This is a genomic window from uncultured Streptomyces sp. (assembly GCF_947488945.1).
Taxonomy (GTDB): domain Bacteria; phylum Actinomycetota; class Actinomycetes; order Streptomycetales; family Streptomycetaceae; genus Streptomyces.
Window position 1 is genome coordinate 43,885 of record NZ_CANLBS010000020.1, and the last position, 14,493, is coordinate 58,377.

12 protein-coding genes are annotated in these 14,493 nt (G+C 74.9%); 5 read left to right on the forward strand and 7 right to left on the reverse strand.

The genetic code is table 11. The annotated features are described in order from the left end of the window. Positions 1–7: 7 nt before the first annotated feature. Positions 8–679: a hypothetical protein gene (locus Q0994_RS26595; RefSeq protein WP_299539180.1), complete on the reverse strand. Its 672-nt coding sequence runs from the start codon at positions 677–679 to the stop codon at positions 8–10. 96 nt (positions 680–775) lie between these two features. Further along, entirely contained in the window at positions 776–1,861 is a 1,086-nt protein-coding gene (locus tag Q0994_RS26600; protein WP_299539183.1) for a MerR family transcriptional regulator, read from the reverse strand. A 244-nt stretch (positions 1,862–2,105) separates the two neighbouring features. Between Q0994_RS26600 and Q0994_RS26605 the strand changes: the two genes are divergently transcribed. From Q0994_RS26605 to Q0994_RS26615, 3 genes are all read left to right on the forward strand, one after another. Beyond that, positions 2,106–3,053 carry a GNAT family N-acetyltransferase gene (locus Q0994_RS26605; protein WP_299539186.1) on the forward strand — a complete coding sequence of 316 codons (948 nt, stop codon included), beginning with the start codon at positions 2,106–2,108 and terminating at the stop codon, positions 3,051–3,053. A 229-nt stretch (positions 3,054–3,282) separates the two neighbouring features. Then, positions 3,283–3,741, forward strand: a complete 459-nt coding sequence (locus Q0994_RS26610) for a MarR family winged helix-turn-helix transcriptional regulator (protein WP_299539188.1) — start codon at positions 3,283–3,285, stop codon at positions 3,739–3,741. Between the two features lie 362 nt (positions 3,742–4,103). Further along, positions 4,104–4,760 carry an NADPH-dependent F420 reductase gene (locus Q0994_RS26615; protein WP_299539190.1) on the forward strand — a complete coding sequence of 219 codons (657 nt, stop codon included), beginning with the start codon at positions 4,104–4,106 and terminating at the stop codon, positions 4,758–4,760. Between the two features lie 115 nt (positions 4,761–4,875). On the opposite strand, the gene Q0994_RS26620 is transcribed toward Q0994_RS26615, so the two are convergent. The 3 genes from Q0994_RS26620 to Q0994_RS26630 all read right to left on the reverse strand — a co-directional run bounded on the left by Q0994_RS26620 (position 4,876) and on the right by Q0994_RS26630 (position 8,659). Beyond that, positions 4,876–6,552: an FAD-dependent oxidoreductase gene (locus tag Q0994_RS26620; protein ID WP_299539192.1), complete on the reverse strand. Its 1,677-nt coding sequence runs from the start codon at positions 6,550–6,552 to the stop codon at positions 4,876–4,878. Between the two features lie 228 nt (positions 6,553–6,780). After that, positions 6,781–7,701, reverse strand: a complete 921-nt coding sequence (locus Q0994_RS26625) for a diiron oxygenase (RefSeq protein ID WP_299539194.1) — start codon at positions 7,699–7,701, stop codon at positions 6,781–6,783. Positions 7,702–8,176: 475 nt separating this feature from the next. Then, the gene (locus tag Q0994_RS26630; RefSeq protein WP_299539197.1) at positions 8,177–8,659 is read right to left on the reverse strand and encodes a DoxX family protein; all 483 of its coding nucleotides are present in this window, start codon (positions 8,657–8,659) and stop codon (positions 8,177–8,179) included. 417 nt (positions 8,660–9,076) lie between these two features. Here Q0994_RS26630 and Q0994_RS26635 point away from each other — a divergent pair, with 417 nt between their 5' ends. Both Q0994_RS26635 and Q0994_RS26640 read left to right on the forward strand, forming a co-directional pair. Continuing rightward, positions 9,077–10,882: a gamma-glutamyltransferase family protein gene (locus Q0994_RS26635; protein WP_299539200.1), complete on the forward strand. Its 1,806-nt coding sequence runs from the start codon at positions 9,077–9,079 to the stop codon at positions 10,880–10,882. Between the two features lie 116 nt (positions 10,883–10,998). Next, the gene (locus Q0994_RS26640; protein WP_299539203.1) at positions 10,999–11,496 is read left to right on the forward strand and encodes an NUDIX domain-containing protein; all 498 of its coding nucleotides are present in this window, start codon (positions 10,999–11,001) and stop codon (positions 11,494–11,496) included. On the opposite strand, the gene abc-f is transcribed toward Q0994_RS26640, so the two are convergent. Both abc-f and Q0994_RS26650 read right to left on the reverse strand, forming a co-directional pair. After that, positions 11,466–13,148: a ribosomal protection-like ABC-F family protein gene (gene abc-f / locus Q0994_RS26645; protein ID WP_299539206.1), complete on the reverse strand. Its 1,683-nt coding sequence runs from the start codon at positions 13,146–13,148 to the stop codon at positions 11,466–11,468. The two genes, Q0994_RS26640 and abc-f, sit on opposite strands and share 31 nt — an antisense overlap. A gap of 268 nt (positions 13,149–13,416) precedes the next feature. After that, positions 13,417–14,457: an NAD(P)-dependent alcohol dehydrogenase gene (locus Q0994_RS26650; protein ID WP_299539208.1), complete on the reverse strand. Its 1,041-nt coding sequence runs from the start codon at positions 14,455–14,457 to the stop codon at positions 13,417–13,419. Positions 14,458–14,493: the final 36 nt, after the last annotated feature.

Consider the following 14,493-nt stretch of genomic DNA (forward strand, 5'->3'; position numbering starts at 1 on the left):
CGGCACGCTACCGGGCCGCATCCGGTGCCGTAGTCGCGGACCGGTCCGCAAGCGCCCGGTCCAGGGCCGCCGCCTCGACGCCGGAGAGCCGGCGCTCGGCCCGCAGCATCCGCAGGACCTCCGTGATCCGCTCCTCGTCCTCCAGCGTGCCGAGGCCGCCCCGGCAGGCGGGCAGCAGCAGGGCGAGGGCGTCCAGATCGGCGCTCGCGCAGAGCAGCCGGAGCAGGGCGCGGACGGAGGCGTCGGCCGGGCCGCCCCCCAAAGCCCCGGTGGTGCGCAACCCCCGGGCGACGCAGAGCCCCAGCCACCGCGCGTACGGTCCGTCCGGGAGACCGGCGAGGTGCGTGGCGGCCGACTCGAAGTGGGCGCGGGCCGGTTCCGGCCGGCCGAGGTCGAGGTGCGCGCGGGCGACCGTGGCGTGCAGCGAGGCGTAGAAGGGACGCACCCGGTCGTCCCCGACCGCGTCGGCGCGGGCGAGGCACTCCTCGTTCCAGTGCAGCGTGTCCTCGGGGCTCTCCTGGTGCCGGGCCACGTAGTGGGCGGCGACGCAGGCGTCGTAGTCGTCCTCGGCCGCTTCCCAGGCTTCCAGGAAGAGGGCGCGGGCGTCGGCGTCCCGGCCTTCGCTCTCGGCGCGCATGCCGTCGGCGCACAACCGTACAACGGGGTTGTCGGGGTTCATGCCGGTTCTCTGCTCCTCGCGGATGGTTCTCGGGCGGGTCGTGGGGGAAGGCGGGCGGTTCGCCCGGGGGCGGGCGTGCTGTTCGCACGGCGCCGCTCAGGGGCCGGGGGTGAGGGCGATCGGCATGACGAGGGTGGTGAAACTGCCCTGGTCGGCGGAGCGCACGACGACCGGCAGGTCGGCGGCGGCGATCTCCAGCAGCACGTCGGGGCCGACGCCGGTCTCCAGCGCTGGGGCGAGGACCGAGGGGTCGAACCCGATCGTCAGGGGCGGGGTGTCCTGCCGCACGGCGGGCAGGGCCGTGGCGCGGGCACCGTCGGGGAGGGCGACGACCAGTTCGTCCGTGCCGAGGCGCAGCGCGACGCCCGGCGCGTCGTCGCGCTCCCGGACGGCGGCCAGCAGGGCGGCCCGGTCCACGATCAGCCGGTGGGCCGGCACGGCGAGCGCCGCCAGCATCGCGCGGTAGTCCGGGAACCGCCCCTGGCGCACCGGCACCGGCCGGGTTTCCCCGGCGCTCCGGGCGTGCACCCCGTCCGGTCCGTTCACCAGGGCCACCTCGGCGGACCGGGCCGCCCACGCCCCCAGTCCGACCAGGTCGTCCGCGCCGATCAGGAACTCCCCCGGCGCCCCCTCCGCCGGCCCGGCGTGTCCCAGCACCCGCATCGAGAAGCGGTACCGGTCGGTGGCGACCAGCCGGATCTCCTCCTCGTCGTACGCGACCAGGACGCAGTCCAGCTCCGGGTGGTGCGGATCGTCGCCGGCCGCCGGGGCCACCTGGCGTGCCGCGCTCGCCAGTTCGGCTCCGGCGACGCGTACCAGGGAGCGGGCCGGTCCGCCGGAGCCGCCGGCGAGCGACCGCAGGACGGCGGCGATCGTGGCGTCCGCCGTGCGGGTCCGGCCGCGCAGGGAGGCCCGGTGGCGCTCCAGCACCTCCCGGGCCCCCGCTGCCGGGCCGTCGAGGACCGCGCAGACGTCGGCCAGCGGGAGATCGGCCTCCCGCAGGTCCCGCAGCAGCCGGGCCCCGGGCTCCTGGGCGGTGCTGTACGAGCGGTACCCGGTCGCGGGGTCGACATGGGCGGGGCGCAGGACCCGGCAGTCGTCGTAGAACCGCAGGGCGCTCGGAGTGAGCCCGACCCGTCGGGCGAACACGCCGATGGCCAGGAGTTCGTCGGTGCTTTCCATGACCGGGATTCTGGATGTTCGAGCAACCTGAAGGTCAACACGGGCAACGGTCGCGCCGCCCGGCCGTCCGTTCCCCCTCCGGACCGGACCGGCAAAAGAAGTTGATCAATGGGAGCGGCACAGTCATGCTCGGTCCCGGCGTCCGCCGGGGCCCCCGTACCGCGTCGGCGCCCGGACCCGTACCACCGCTGCCCGTGCGTCCGCCGGGCGGCGGCCGTCCCGTGCCGTGCTCCCAGGAGACCATGTGCTGTCGTTCCGCCCCACCACCGATGCCGACCTCGCCCGCGTCACCGCGATGACGGTCGACGAGCCCGTCGGCACGATCTCCGCCGACCGCTATCTCGCCGAGCGGGACCAGGGGATGTACCGGCCGGGGTGGACCTGGCTCGCCGAGGACGCGGGCCGTCCGGTCGGACGGGCGCTGTGGTGGGGCAGGCCGGACGGCGACCACCCGCTCGCCCTGGACTGCCTGCACGTCGACCCGTCCGTGCCGGACCGGGCGGAGGCCGGGGCGGCGCTGATCGCGGCGGGGCTGAGGGCCTTCGCCCGCCAGGGCGCCGCCAAGCTCCCGCTCTACAACCTGACACTGCCCGAGGCGCCGCGGGAGGGGACCGCCCTGGCGTCGGCGGTGGACTGGCGCCGGTCGGCGGCCCTGGGCGCCGGGCTGACGCAGGAGGTGGAGCGGCTGCGGCTGGAGTGGACGCCGTCCGCCGGGCTCCCGGCCGTCCGCGGCCTGCTCACGTACACGGAGGGGACGGACGAGGAGTTCCTGGACGTGTTCCGGCGGATCGCCGTGGGCAGTCTCGACGCGGAGACCCGCCGGGAGGTGGCCGCGCTCGGGGCCGGGGCCGCCGCCCGCAAGGAGATGGACTTCTACCTCGACTGCCCCGGCGAGCGCGCCTGGTGGCGGCTGGCCCGTACCACCGACGGCGAGGTGGCCGGTCTGGCGCTGCCCTCGGCGACCCCGTACCACCGCAACGTCGGCTATCTGGGCGTCGTCCCCGAGCTGCGCGGCCGGGGGTACGTCCACGAGATCCTCGCCGAGATCACCCGGTTCCACGCGGAGGCGGGGGCCGAGCGGATCACCGCCACGACGGACACCGGCAACGCCCCGATGGCGGCCGCCTTCGCACGGGCCGGCTATCGGACGACCGAGATCCGGCTCATCTGGTCGGCGCCCGACAGCGCCTGAACCGGCGCGGGCCGCACTGCACCGCGCCACGGGACGGGACCGGGGGTCGTGGGGCGGGCTGCCCGGCGACCCGGTCCGCGGAGGCGCCGCCCCTCGGACCGCACTTTTGTGCAGCATGCATATCGAGTGCATGGAACACGCCACGTGTATGACACACGCCGATGTGACAGCATGAAGGCGGCCGTCCGGAGCCACGGATCGCCCACCAGGATTCCGGAGGCGGCACACCATGGTCGGGCCCACCCATCGGGTCGAGTACGAACAGATGCTGCTCGCCCGCCACGGGCTCGTCGAGCACCACCGGCACGGGAGGGCGAAGACGGACAGACTGGATCGGAGCGCCTACATCCTGCTGAGCCGCCTCCGCGCCCAGGGCCCCATGTCGATCGGCGAGCTGAGCGAGGCGTTCGGCCTCGACGCCTCCACGCTCAACCGCCAGACCGCCGCCGTCATGCGGGCCGGCCTCGCGGAGCGCATCCCGGACCCGCAGGGCGGCATGGCCCGCAAGTTCCGCATCAGCGAGCAGGGTGCCGAGCGGCTCGACGGGGAACGCGAGCTGATCCTCGCCTCACTGGACCGCGTCATGGCCGACTGGACGAGCGACGAGGTGGCCGCCTTCGCCCACTGCCTCCAGCGCTTCAACACCGACATCGAACGCCTCGCGGGATCACCCTGGCCCCGGCCCTGACACCCTGCGGCGGGGCGGCCGGCGCGGCGTCGCCACCACCGGGAAGGGGTACCTCGACGCCGTGGAGCACGCGCGGCGACCAGCCGTGCGTCAATCTGCGGATACCCCTGTCCCCCGCAGGAGGGATCCCGGCGCCGGCCTCCCACCGCCTCGCCCGGACCGGCTCGACGACACCCACCCGACGCGTCAAGTACGCCGCCGTGCGGAGGAGTTCGACGAAACGGCGATCACCCGCCCGCCGCGCACCCTCCGCCACCGGGGGCCGGAACGCCGCCGGGAGCCCCTTCGCCGGCCCGTCGGCGCGCGCCGGGTTGCCTACCGTCGTAACGGCCGCGGCGCGCGGCCGGGAAGAGGGGCACGGAATGAGGATCGGCGTACTGGGCGCGGGCAACATGGCGGAGGCGCTCGCCGGGCACTGGGCGGGCTCGGGCCACGAGGTCCGGGTGGGGGGACGCGACCGGCGGAAGGCGCGCGAACTGGCGGAACGGCTGGGCCACGGCACCGCGCACGGTGGGCCGGAGGAGGCGGCGGCGTTCGGCGAGGCGGTGCTGGTCGCACTGCCGTACGGTGCGGGGGCCGGGGTGGTGGGCCGGCTCCGGGAAGCACTGGCCGGGACGACACTGATCGACTGCTCCAACCCGGTGGGCCCCGGCTTCCGCCTCCTGACCGGCGAGGGCCCTTCGGCCGCCGCCGAACTGGCCGCCGCCGCGCCGGAGTCCCATGTCGTCAAGGCGTTCAACCTCTGCCACGCGAACGTCTGGGCGATGGATCCGCCGGTCTTCGACGGGCAGCCACTCGCCGTGCCGCTGTGCGGCGACGACGAGGACTCGCTGGTGCGGGTGCGGCGGCTGGTGCGGGACGCCGGCTGTGTGCCGTTGAACGCGGGCGGCCTCGACCGGGCGGGACTGGTCGAGGCGACCGCGGCACTGTTCATCGGGCTCTGGGTGGGCGAGGCCGCGGACGTCCGCGCCATCGCCCCGCCGCAGGAGTTCGCGGCGGGACCGGTGAAGTGCGCCTGACGGTGGTCCGACAGGCACGGCGCGGGGACCGCGGCCCGCGGACCACCATCCGTCCAGGCCGGCACCCGCACCCGCACCCGTCGCACGGTCCGGGGCGGGCCGGGGCCCCCGCACCTCACCCCGCCGGGCTCCGGCGCTTGCCGCGGGCGGCGGCGACGAGGGCCGGGACGGTGGCGAACTTGACCCGGGGGCGGCCGTTTTCGTGGCCGGCGGCGCGTTCGGCCCGGTCGATGGCGGCGAGGCCCTTGGCGTCCACGACCTGGCGGTTGCGGCTGCGGGCGAGCCGGGCCAGTGCCTTCGCGGTGGAGCGGGCCGGGGGCAGCGTGCCGGCGACGGCGTCGGCGAGGAGCGTGCCGACGGTCTCGGCGGCGCACGACCGGTTGGCGCCAATGCCGCCCGAGGGGCCCCGCTTGATCCAGCCGACGACGTAGGTGCCGGGCATGCCGGTGACCCGCCCGGCCTCGTGCGGCACCGTGCCGGCGGTCTCGTCGAAGGGCAGGCCCGGCACGGGAACGCCCCGGTATCCGACGGCGCGGAGGAACATCCCGGTAGGCAGGTCGAGTTCACCGGCTCCGGCGGTGACCCGGACCGACGAGACCCGCTCCTCGCCCTCCACCCGCAGCGGGGCCGAGTGGAAGCGCAGCACGATGCGCCGGCCGGAGCCCTCGTCCGGCGTCCGTGACCAGTCGACCGCCTCGCGCGGCAGGTCACGCAGGAGTGCGGCCTTGTCGCCCGGTCCCGCGGCGTCGAGGGCCGCGCCGACGCGGGGGTCGTGGTCGTCCACGACCAGGCTCACCCCGGGGAGGTGGCGCAGCGCGCTGAGCTCGGAGCGGCTGTACGCGGCGTGTTCCGGGCCACGTCGGCCGAGCAGGACCACCTCGCGGACCGGGGAGTCCCGCAGCGCCGCGAGGGCGTGGTCGGCGATGTCCGTCGCGGCCAGGGCGGCCGGGTCGGCGACCAGGATGCGGGCGACGTCGAGCGCGACGTTGCCGTTGCCCGCCACCACGACGCGTCGGGCGGACGGTCCGGCGCCCGCCGGGCCGACGGAGTCGGGCGCGGTCTCGGGGTGCGCGTTGTACCAGGCGACGAACGCCGTCGCGGAGAGGCTGCCGGGCAGGTCCTCGCCGGGGATGCCGAGCCGGCGGTCGGCGGAGGCGCCGACCGCGTAGACGACCGCGTCGTGGTGGGCGGCGAGTTCGTCCGCCGTGAGGTCCTTGCCGACCTCCACACCGAGCAGCATCCGCACCCGGGGGTGGTCGTGGAAGCGGGCGAAGGTGTCGCCGACCTTCTTGGTCGCGGGGTGGTCGGGGGCGACGCCGTGGCGGACGAGACCGCCGGCCACCGGGAGCCGGTCGACGAGGGTCACCTCGGCGTCGGTGTGCAGCAGCAGGTCCTCGGCGGCGTACATGCCGGCCGGACCGGTGCCGACGACCGCGACTCTCAGCGGCCCGAAGTCCGAGGGGAGGCTGCGGTCGAACGCCGGGGCGTCCCAGGCGTGGAAGTTGGGCGAGTGGCCGCCCGGCGCGGGCGCGGCCCCGCGGTCCGCGTAGTAGGCGGCGTTGACGGCGGCGTACTCCTGCTGGTCCGGGGGGAGGCTGTCCACCGGGTGGATCGCGTCGACGGGGCAGGCGTCGGCACACGCCCCGCAGTCGATGCAGGTCGCGGGGTCGACATAGAGCATCTCGGTGCTGCCGAACGCCCTTTCCTGCGGCGTCGGATGGATGCAGTTGACGGGACAGACGGCGACGCAGGTGGCGTCGCTGCAGCAGGTCTGGGTGATCGCGTAGGTCATGTCGTCAGCTCGGGTCTTCGTCTCGGCCCGGCGGTCGCACGGGGGCGGCCCGACCGGCGCCCGGCCGCGGCACGGGTGGTGTCCGGCGGGGCTCGGGGCGGGGGTCGGGCGGGTCCGGCGCACGGGTGGGGCGGGGTCGGATGGGGGCGGGACGGCCGCACGGCACCGCACGGCCGCGTCGCGGCACCGGAGCGGTGCCGCGGGGCGGCCGGGACGGGTGGCGGCGGGTCAGACGAGGTGGGCGCGGCGGTAGAAGTACAGGGCCGGGCGGGTCAGCAGGCGGGCGGAGGCGAGGAACTCCATCAGCCCCGCACAGCTGGACCGCATCTGGGACTTGTGGTGCTCGTTCGCCTTGGCCTCGGCGCGTGCCCGCTCGGGGTCGAGGCCCGCGTTGGCGTAGACGTCCCGGTTCACCATGCTGGTGACGATGACGTACGAGGCGATCGCGATGACGACGGCGTGGATGTGGCGGCGGACGGGTCCCGCCCGGCGCAGGCGCTTGCGGGTCTCGTCGCGGGCGAACTTCATGTGCCGCGACTCCTCCACCACGTGGATGTTGTTGATGGTGCGGACGAAGGGCACGACGCGGTCGTCGCGCATCCAGTCGCGCTGCATCACGTCGAGGACCTCTTCGGCGACGAGGATCGCGGCGTAGGCCGCCTCGCCGAAGGCCACGGTCTTGAAGACGCGGCCCAGTTCGACCGCGAGCCGGCGCGGGCGGTAGGGCGGGGCGCCCAGCTTCTGCGCTCCGCGGGCGAACATGACGGAGTGCCGGCACTCGTCGGCTATCTCCGTCAGCGCCCACTGGAAGCGGGGGTCGGTGGCGTCCTTGGCGTAGATGTCGCGCAGGACCATCTGCTGGAGGATCATCTCGAACCAGATGCCGGTGCTGGCCACCGAGGCGGCTTCCTGCCGGGTCAGTTCCTTGCGCTGGGCCTCGGTCATCTCCCGCCAGTAGGCGGTTGCGTAGAGCGTGCTCCACTCGGGGCTCGCTCCGTGGAAGTCCTTGTCGAGCGGGGTCGTCCAGTCCACCTCGACGACGGGGTCGTAGGAGAGCTGCTCCGACGAGGCGAGCAGACGCCGGGCGACGTCGCGTTCGTCGGACTCGTCCTGGTTCCGGCCTCCCGGCCGGACGGTGCTGCTGGCCATGGTGCGGCTCCTTGAATCGACATGGATCGGCAGATCGACTCGACGGCGTCGCGGCCGGCCGCCTCATCTCGCGCCCGCTCGACGAGGCCCCGGCCGTTCGGCGCCACCCGCTTGTTAGACACGGCATCTAGCAAGCTGTTAGACGCAAGGTATAGCAAGAGCCCCCGAGGGGCCTACCCCCGGGAGCAGATCTGCGCGAACTCTCCTTGTGCGCCGCCGCGTTCCTCCGTCCCGCACCCCGGTCGGCAGGCCTGCCCCGTCGGGCGCGCCCACGACGTCGCCGCAGGTCACCCGGCACGGCGACCCATGCCCGGAGGCGGCCGACCGGGCACGCCCCCGAGCGGCCTCGTGAAGATCCCGCGAGTGCGAACCGGCCCGGCCGGCCGCAGCGGCGGGAGCCCCGGAACACGACGAGGCCCGGCCCCCGCCGTCCGTGGCGGTGGACCGGGCCTCGCACGCCGCGCCCGGCGCGGGATCAGGCCGCGACGGCGGCCGTCCGCCCGGCGGGGCCGCCGTCACCGGACGGTGTTCCGGCGTCGTCCGGTCCGGGCTCCGTTCTCGGCCCCGTTCCGGCGAAGAGGCGGTCGGCGGCCGCGGCGCCGGGGCCGGTGAAGACCAGCAGCAGGAACGCCCAGCAGTAGAGCGCGGACGGTTCGCCGTTGTTCTGGAGCGGCAGCAGCGCCTCGCCCTGATGGACCGTGAAGTACGCGTAGGCCATCGAGCCGGAGCATATGAGGGCGGCGGTACGGGTACCGAGGCCCAGCATCACGAGGATGCCGCCGACGAACTCGATGACGGCCGCGTACCAGCCGGGCCAGGCGCCGAGTTCGGCGGACCTGCCACCGAGGACGCCGAAGAGCGCGGCGGCGCCGTGGCAGGCGAAGAGGAAGCCGGTGACGAGGCGGAAGACGGCGAGCACCCAGGGCTGAGCCCGGTCCAGGCGGGAACGAACGGACATGGGGGATTCCTTCGGTCGTGGTGGGGACGTGAACCGATCGGGCATCAACTTAGGTGTCCCTTATTTGTGCTTGCAAGTTCAACATCTGACTCTGGCCGGAAGGCGCCGCACACCCGGCGGGCGAGTCGCCCTTTCCGCACTCCGCACGGCACACCGCCCCCCGTCGCTCCCTCCGGTGCGGCCGGAACCTGATTTCCCGTCAAGAAAGCGACGCACCCCCCGGCCCCGACACCCGGTGTCCGTGCCCGTCAGCGGCTTCCCCGCCCCGGGCGCCGCGTCCGCCATGCGGACACGGGTCTTGTCCGCGGACCGCACGCGCCATACGGTCCGCGACATCCCTTGATCGTCATCCGCCGCGACGCAGGCCCCCGGCGACCCGCAGAAGTCTCCGCACGCCACCCACGAGGAGCCGTCACCGTGTTCACCACCCGTCCCACCCTCCAGGGCACCTTCGGCATGGTGTCCTCCACCCACTGGCTCGCCTCCCAGTCGGCCATGGCCGTCCTGGAGGCGGGCGGCAACGCGTTCGACGGCGCGGTCGCCGCCGGATTCGTGCTGCACGTGGTGGAGCCGCACCTGAACGGTCCGGCGGGCGAGGTGCCGATCATCCTCGCGCCGAAGGACGGCCAGGTGCGGGTGGTGTGCGGCCAGGGCCCGGCCCCGGCCGGGGCGGACGTCGCCCACTACCGTGCTCTCGGCCTCGGCCTGGTGCCGGGCACCGGGCCGCTCGCCGCGGCCGTGCCGGGCGCGTTCGACGCCTGGATGCTGCTGCTGCGCGACCACGGGACGCTGCCCCTGGCCGAGGTGCTGCGGTACGCGATCGGGTACGCCGGGGACGGGCACGCACCGGTGGAACGGGTGGGCCGGACCGTCGAGACGGTACGCGGTCTCTTCGAAGAACACTGGCCGACGTCGGCCGACGTCTACCTGCCCGGCGGCGTCGCGCCGCAGCCGGGCGTCCTGTTCCGCAACCCGGCGCTGGCGGCCACCTGGCGGCGGCTGATCGCGGAGGCCGAGGCGTCCGGCGGGGACGACCGGGTGGCGCAGATCGAGGCGGCGCGGGCCGTCTGGCGCGAGGGGTTCATCGCCGAGGCACTGGTCCGCCAGGCGGCCGTGCCCACCATGGACACCAGCGGCACCCCGCACACCGGCACCCTCACCGCCGCCGACCTGGCCGGCTGGTCCGCGTCGTACGAGGCGCCGGTGACGTACGACTGGAACGGCTGGACGGTGGCGAAGGCGGGCGGCTGGAGCCAGGGCCCGGTCTTCCTCCAGCAGTTGGCGCTGCTGCCCGAGGAACTGCCCGCACGCGGCTGTGCCGACTACGTCCACCTGCTGGTGGAGGGCTGCAAGCTGGCCATGGCGGACCGGGAGGCATGGTACGGCGACGCGGCCGACGTGCCGCTGGACACCCTGCTCGGCGAGGAGTACAACGCCGGGCGCCGGGCGCTCATCACGGACCGGGCGTCGCTGGAGCTGCGCCCCGGCAGCCCGGACGGCCGCACCCCGGTGCTCGGCGCGCACGCCCGCGCGGTGGCGTCGGGCGGGAGCGGCCTCGCCGCGAGGGGCATACCGGCCGCGGGCGCCGGGGAACCGACGGTCGCCCCGGACGGCGGCACCCGCGGCGACACGTGCCACGTCGACGTGGTGGACCGCTGGGGCAACATGGTGTCCGCGACACCGAGCGGCGGCTGGCTGCAGTCCAACCCGGTCGTCCCGGAGCTGGGCTTCCCGCTCGGCACCCGGCTCCAGATGGCCTGGCTGGACGAAGGGCTGCCGAACTCCCTGACGCCCGGACGCCGCCCGCGCACCACGCTGACGCCGAGCCTCGCGCTGCGCGACGGGGTGCCGGTGATGGCGTTCGGCACGCCGGGCGGCGACCAGCAGGACCAGTGGCAGGTGCACTTCTTCCTGGAGGTCGCGCTGCGCCCGCGGGTGCGCGGCGGCCTCGACCTGCAAGGCGCCGTCGACGCGCCGAACTGGCACACCGACAGCTTCCCGGGGTCGTTCTATCCGCGCGGGATGCACTCCGGCAGCCTGACCGTCGAGCCCTCGACGGACCCGGCGGTCGTGGCGGAGCTGCGGCGCCGCGGGCACGAGGTGACCGTGGGCGACGCCTGGTCGGAGGGGCGGCTGTGCGCCGTCGCCCGCGACCCGGAGACCGGAGTGCTGTCCGCCGCCGCCAACCCGCGCGGCATGCAGGGGTACGCGGTCGGCCGCTGACGGTCCGCGCCGCCACCGGCGCTCCGGGGGCACCGAGGGGGCGCACGGTTGCGCCGTCCCCCGACCCGGCCTCCCCGGCCCGTAGGCTCGACGGTCCGACGCGAGGGAGTGACGACATGTCGACGAAGAAGCGCAGTGCCGGGGTGCTGTTGTTCCGGCCGGCCGGTCCGGCGGGCGGGGCGGCCGTCGAGGTGCTCATCGGGCACATGGGCGGCCCGTTCTGGGAGGGCCGCGAGGAGGCCGCCTGGTCGATCCCCAAAGGGGAGTACGAACCGGACGAGCTGCCCGAGGCCGCCGCCCGGCGGGAGTTCGAGGAGGAGCTGGGGCTGCCGGTCCCCGAGGGCGACTGGGTGGACCTCGGGGAGTCCCGGCAGCCGAGCGGCAAGACGGTGACCGTGTGGGCGGTAGGGGCGGATCTCGATCCGGCGCGCACCGTGCCGGGCACGTTCACCATGGAGTGGCCCCGCGGTTCGGGCACGGTGGCGGAGTTCCCGGAGATCGACCGGGTGGAGTGGTGCGCGCCGGAGCGGGCCGTCCCGCTGCTGGTGGCCGGTCAGCGGGTGTTCGTGGAGCGGCTGCTCGCTCACCTGGGCCCGGGCCGCGCCTCCTCGTAGGACCGCCCCGCCGGGGTCCCGGCCGACGGGCGGCCGGCGCGCAGTTCCAGCACGTCTCCGGTGAACCGGCCGCGGAAGCTGCGGTCGTGGGAGACGACGACGACGGCGCCACGGTAGGCGGCGAGGGCCTCCTCCACCTCCTCGACCAGGTCGAGGGCGAGGTGGTTGGTCGGTTCGTCCAGGATCAGCAGATCGGCCGGGCGGGTCACCAGCCGGGCGAGGACGAGCCTGCGCTGCTGGCCCGCCGAGAGGGCGCGCACGGACACGGTCAGGTCGTCCGCGCGGAACAGGCCGAGTGCCAGCAGGTCGTCGGCGTACTCGTCGGGGTGGCCGGGCCGGCCGGCCGCGTACACCTCCAGCAGGGAGCGGCGGGTGGGGGCGGCGGGCAGTTCCTGCGGGAGGTAGCCGATCCTGGCGCGCCGCCGGACCGTGCCGGTGTCGGGGGCGAGATCGCCGGCCAGCACCCGCAGCAGGGTGGTCTTCCCCGCCCCGTTGGGTCCGGCGACCAGCAGGCGCTGTCCCGGGCGGACGTCGAGCGCCGGCACGTCGAGGCGGTGCCCCACGGTCACCGCGCGGGCCTCCAGCAGGGGTTCGCCGGCCGTTTCGGCGTCGGCGGCGAGGTCGAGTGCGGCGGTGAAGCGCAGCGGCTCGGGCGGCGGCGGGACGGGGGCGGCGCGCAGCGCCTCCAGCCGGGTGCGGGCGGCCCTCACCTGGCCGGAGAGCTTCGTCTCGTGAGAGCGCCGGTGCTTGCCGAACCCCTCTTCGGGGTCGCGCCCGGTGGCGGCGAGCCGGTGGCCGGCGGCGGCGACAAGCTCTTCGGCGCGCGCGAGGTCGGTGACCCATTCCTGGTGTTCCTGTGCCCACCGGCGGCGGGCGGCGGCCTTGGCGGTGCGGTAGCCGTCCCAGCCGTCGCCGTACCGGGTGACGGTGCGCAGGTCACGGTCGACCTCCAGGATCACCGAGGTGGTGCGCTCCAGGAACGCCCGGTCGTGGGTAATGGCGACGAGGGTGCCGCGGTGGCCCCGCAGGTGGTCCTCCAGCCAGCGGACGGCCTGCGCGTCGAGGTGGTTGGTGGGCTCGTCCAGCAGCAGGAGTTCGGGGGCGGCGGCCAGCACGCAGGCGAGCGCGAGCCGCGACTGCTCGCCGCCGGACAGGCTGCCGAGGGCGCGGTCGCGGGTGAGGCGGGCGAGCCCGAGACCGTGCAGGGCGGCGTCGGTGCGCGCGTCGGCCTCGTAGCCGCCGCGGTCCTCGTAGGCGTGCAGCAGTTCGCCGTAGTGGGCGAGGGCGGGCTCGTCGCAGGCCCCGGCCGACAGCGCTTCCTCTGCGGCGCGCAACCGGCCTTCCAGGTCGCGCAGTTCCGCGAGGGCCGCGTCGACGGCGTCCTGGACGGTGGCGCGCGGGTCGAGCGACAGGGTCTGGGCGAGGTGGCCGGCGCCGCCGGGGAAGCGGACGGTGATCTCGCCGTCGTCGGGGGTCTCGGCCCCGGCCATCAGCCGGAGAAGGGTGGATTTTCCGGAGCCGTTCTCGCCGATGACGCCGACCCGGTCGCCGGGGCGGACGGTGAGCGAGACGCGGGCGAGGACGGTGCGGTCCCCGTAGCTCTTGGAGACGTCGTGGAGGGTCAGTCGACCGCGGTCGCGGAAGGAGGACATGGGTGTTCCGGGTACTTTCGCCGAAGGAGGGCGCACGGCGGCGCTCGGTGGCGCGGGCGTGCGGGGACGCGGTGCGGCGGGACGGCGGGGCGAGCGGGTGTCGTCACCCGGTCGCCGGGTCCCTCACCGGGATCAGCGGAAGAAGTAGTACGCGTACGTGCCCATGCGGTCAGTGTAGGGCGGCGGCCGGGCGGGCCGCCGGGAATATGCGCGGGCGGGCCGTCGCAGTGGGGTGCGACGGCCCGCCCGGGGCGGTGGGGCGGCGGGGTCAGCCGTTGGGCAGGATGACCGCGCGGCCGTTGATCTTGCCGGCGTGCAGTCGTTCGTAGGCGAGCGGCGCCTCGTCGATGGAGTAGGTCTCGACGTGCACGTCGACGGAGCCGGCGTGGGCGAGTTCGAGGACCTCGGCGAGTTCCTTGCGGGAGCCCCAGTACGGCGCGGTGACCGACGTGGCGAACGGCAGGACGCCGAAGCCGACGGGCAGCAGGCCGCCGCCGATGCCGACGATGGTGACGTCGCTGTCGATGGAGGCGACCGCACCGGCGGTGGCCACGGTGGGCGGGACGCCGACGAAGTCGAACACGACCTTGGCGCCGATGCCGCCGGTGAGCTCGCGGACCTTGGCGGCGGCGTTCTCGTCGGAGATCACCGTCTCGTGGGCGCCGACGGCGCGGGCGAGGGCGAGCTTGTCTTCGCTGACGTCGAGGGCGATGACGCGGACGGCGGTCATGGCGCGCAGCAGCTGGATGGCGACGTGGCCGAGGCCGCCGGTGCCGATGACGACGGCCGTGGCGCCGGGCAGCAGCTTGGGCAGCGAGCGCTTGATCGCGTGGTACGGGGTCAGGCCCGCGTCGGTCAGCGACACCGTCTTGACCGGGTCGAGGTCACCGATCGGCACCAGGTGGCGGGTGTTGTCGACGATCATGTACTCGGCCATGGCGCCGGGGTTGCCGAGGCCGGGCGGGTTGATGCCCAGGTCGGCGGCGCGCAGGCAGTAGTTCTCGCGGCCTTCGGCGCAGTTGACGCAGGTGCCGCAGCCCCAGGGGCCGTAGACGGCGACGGCGTCACCGATCTCGAAGCCCTCGGCGCCGTCGCCGAGCTCGGCGACGATGCCGACGCCCTCGTGGCCGAGGGTGAGCGGCAGGTCGTAGGTGAGCTCGTCGGCGGACCAGCTCATCACGGCGATGTCCGAGTGGCAGACGCCGGCGGCGGTCACCTTGAGCAGGACCTGTCCCGGTCCGGGTACGGGCTTGGGTATGTCGACGACCTCGGGTGCGGCGCCGACGGCGCGGTACTGGACGGCCTTCATGGGTGTCTCCTCTTTTCTCCGGTCTCTACCTTTCTG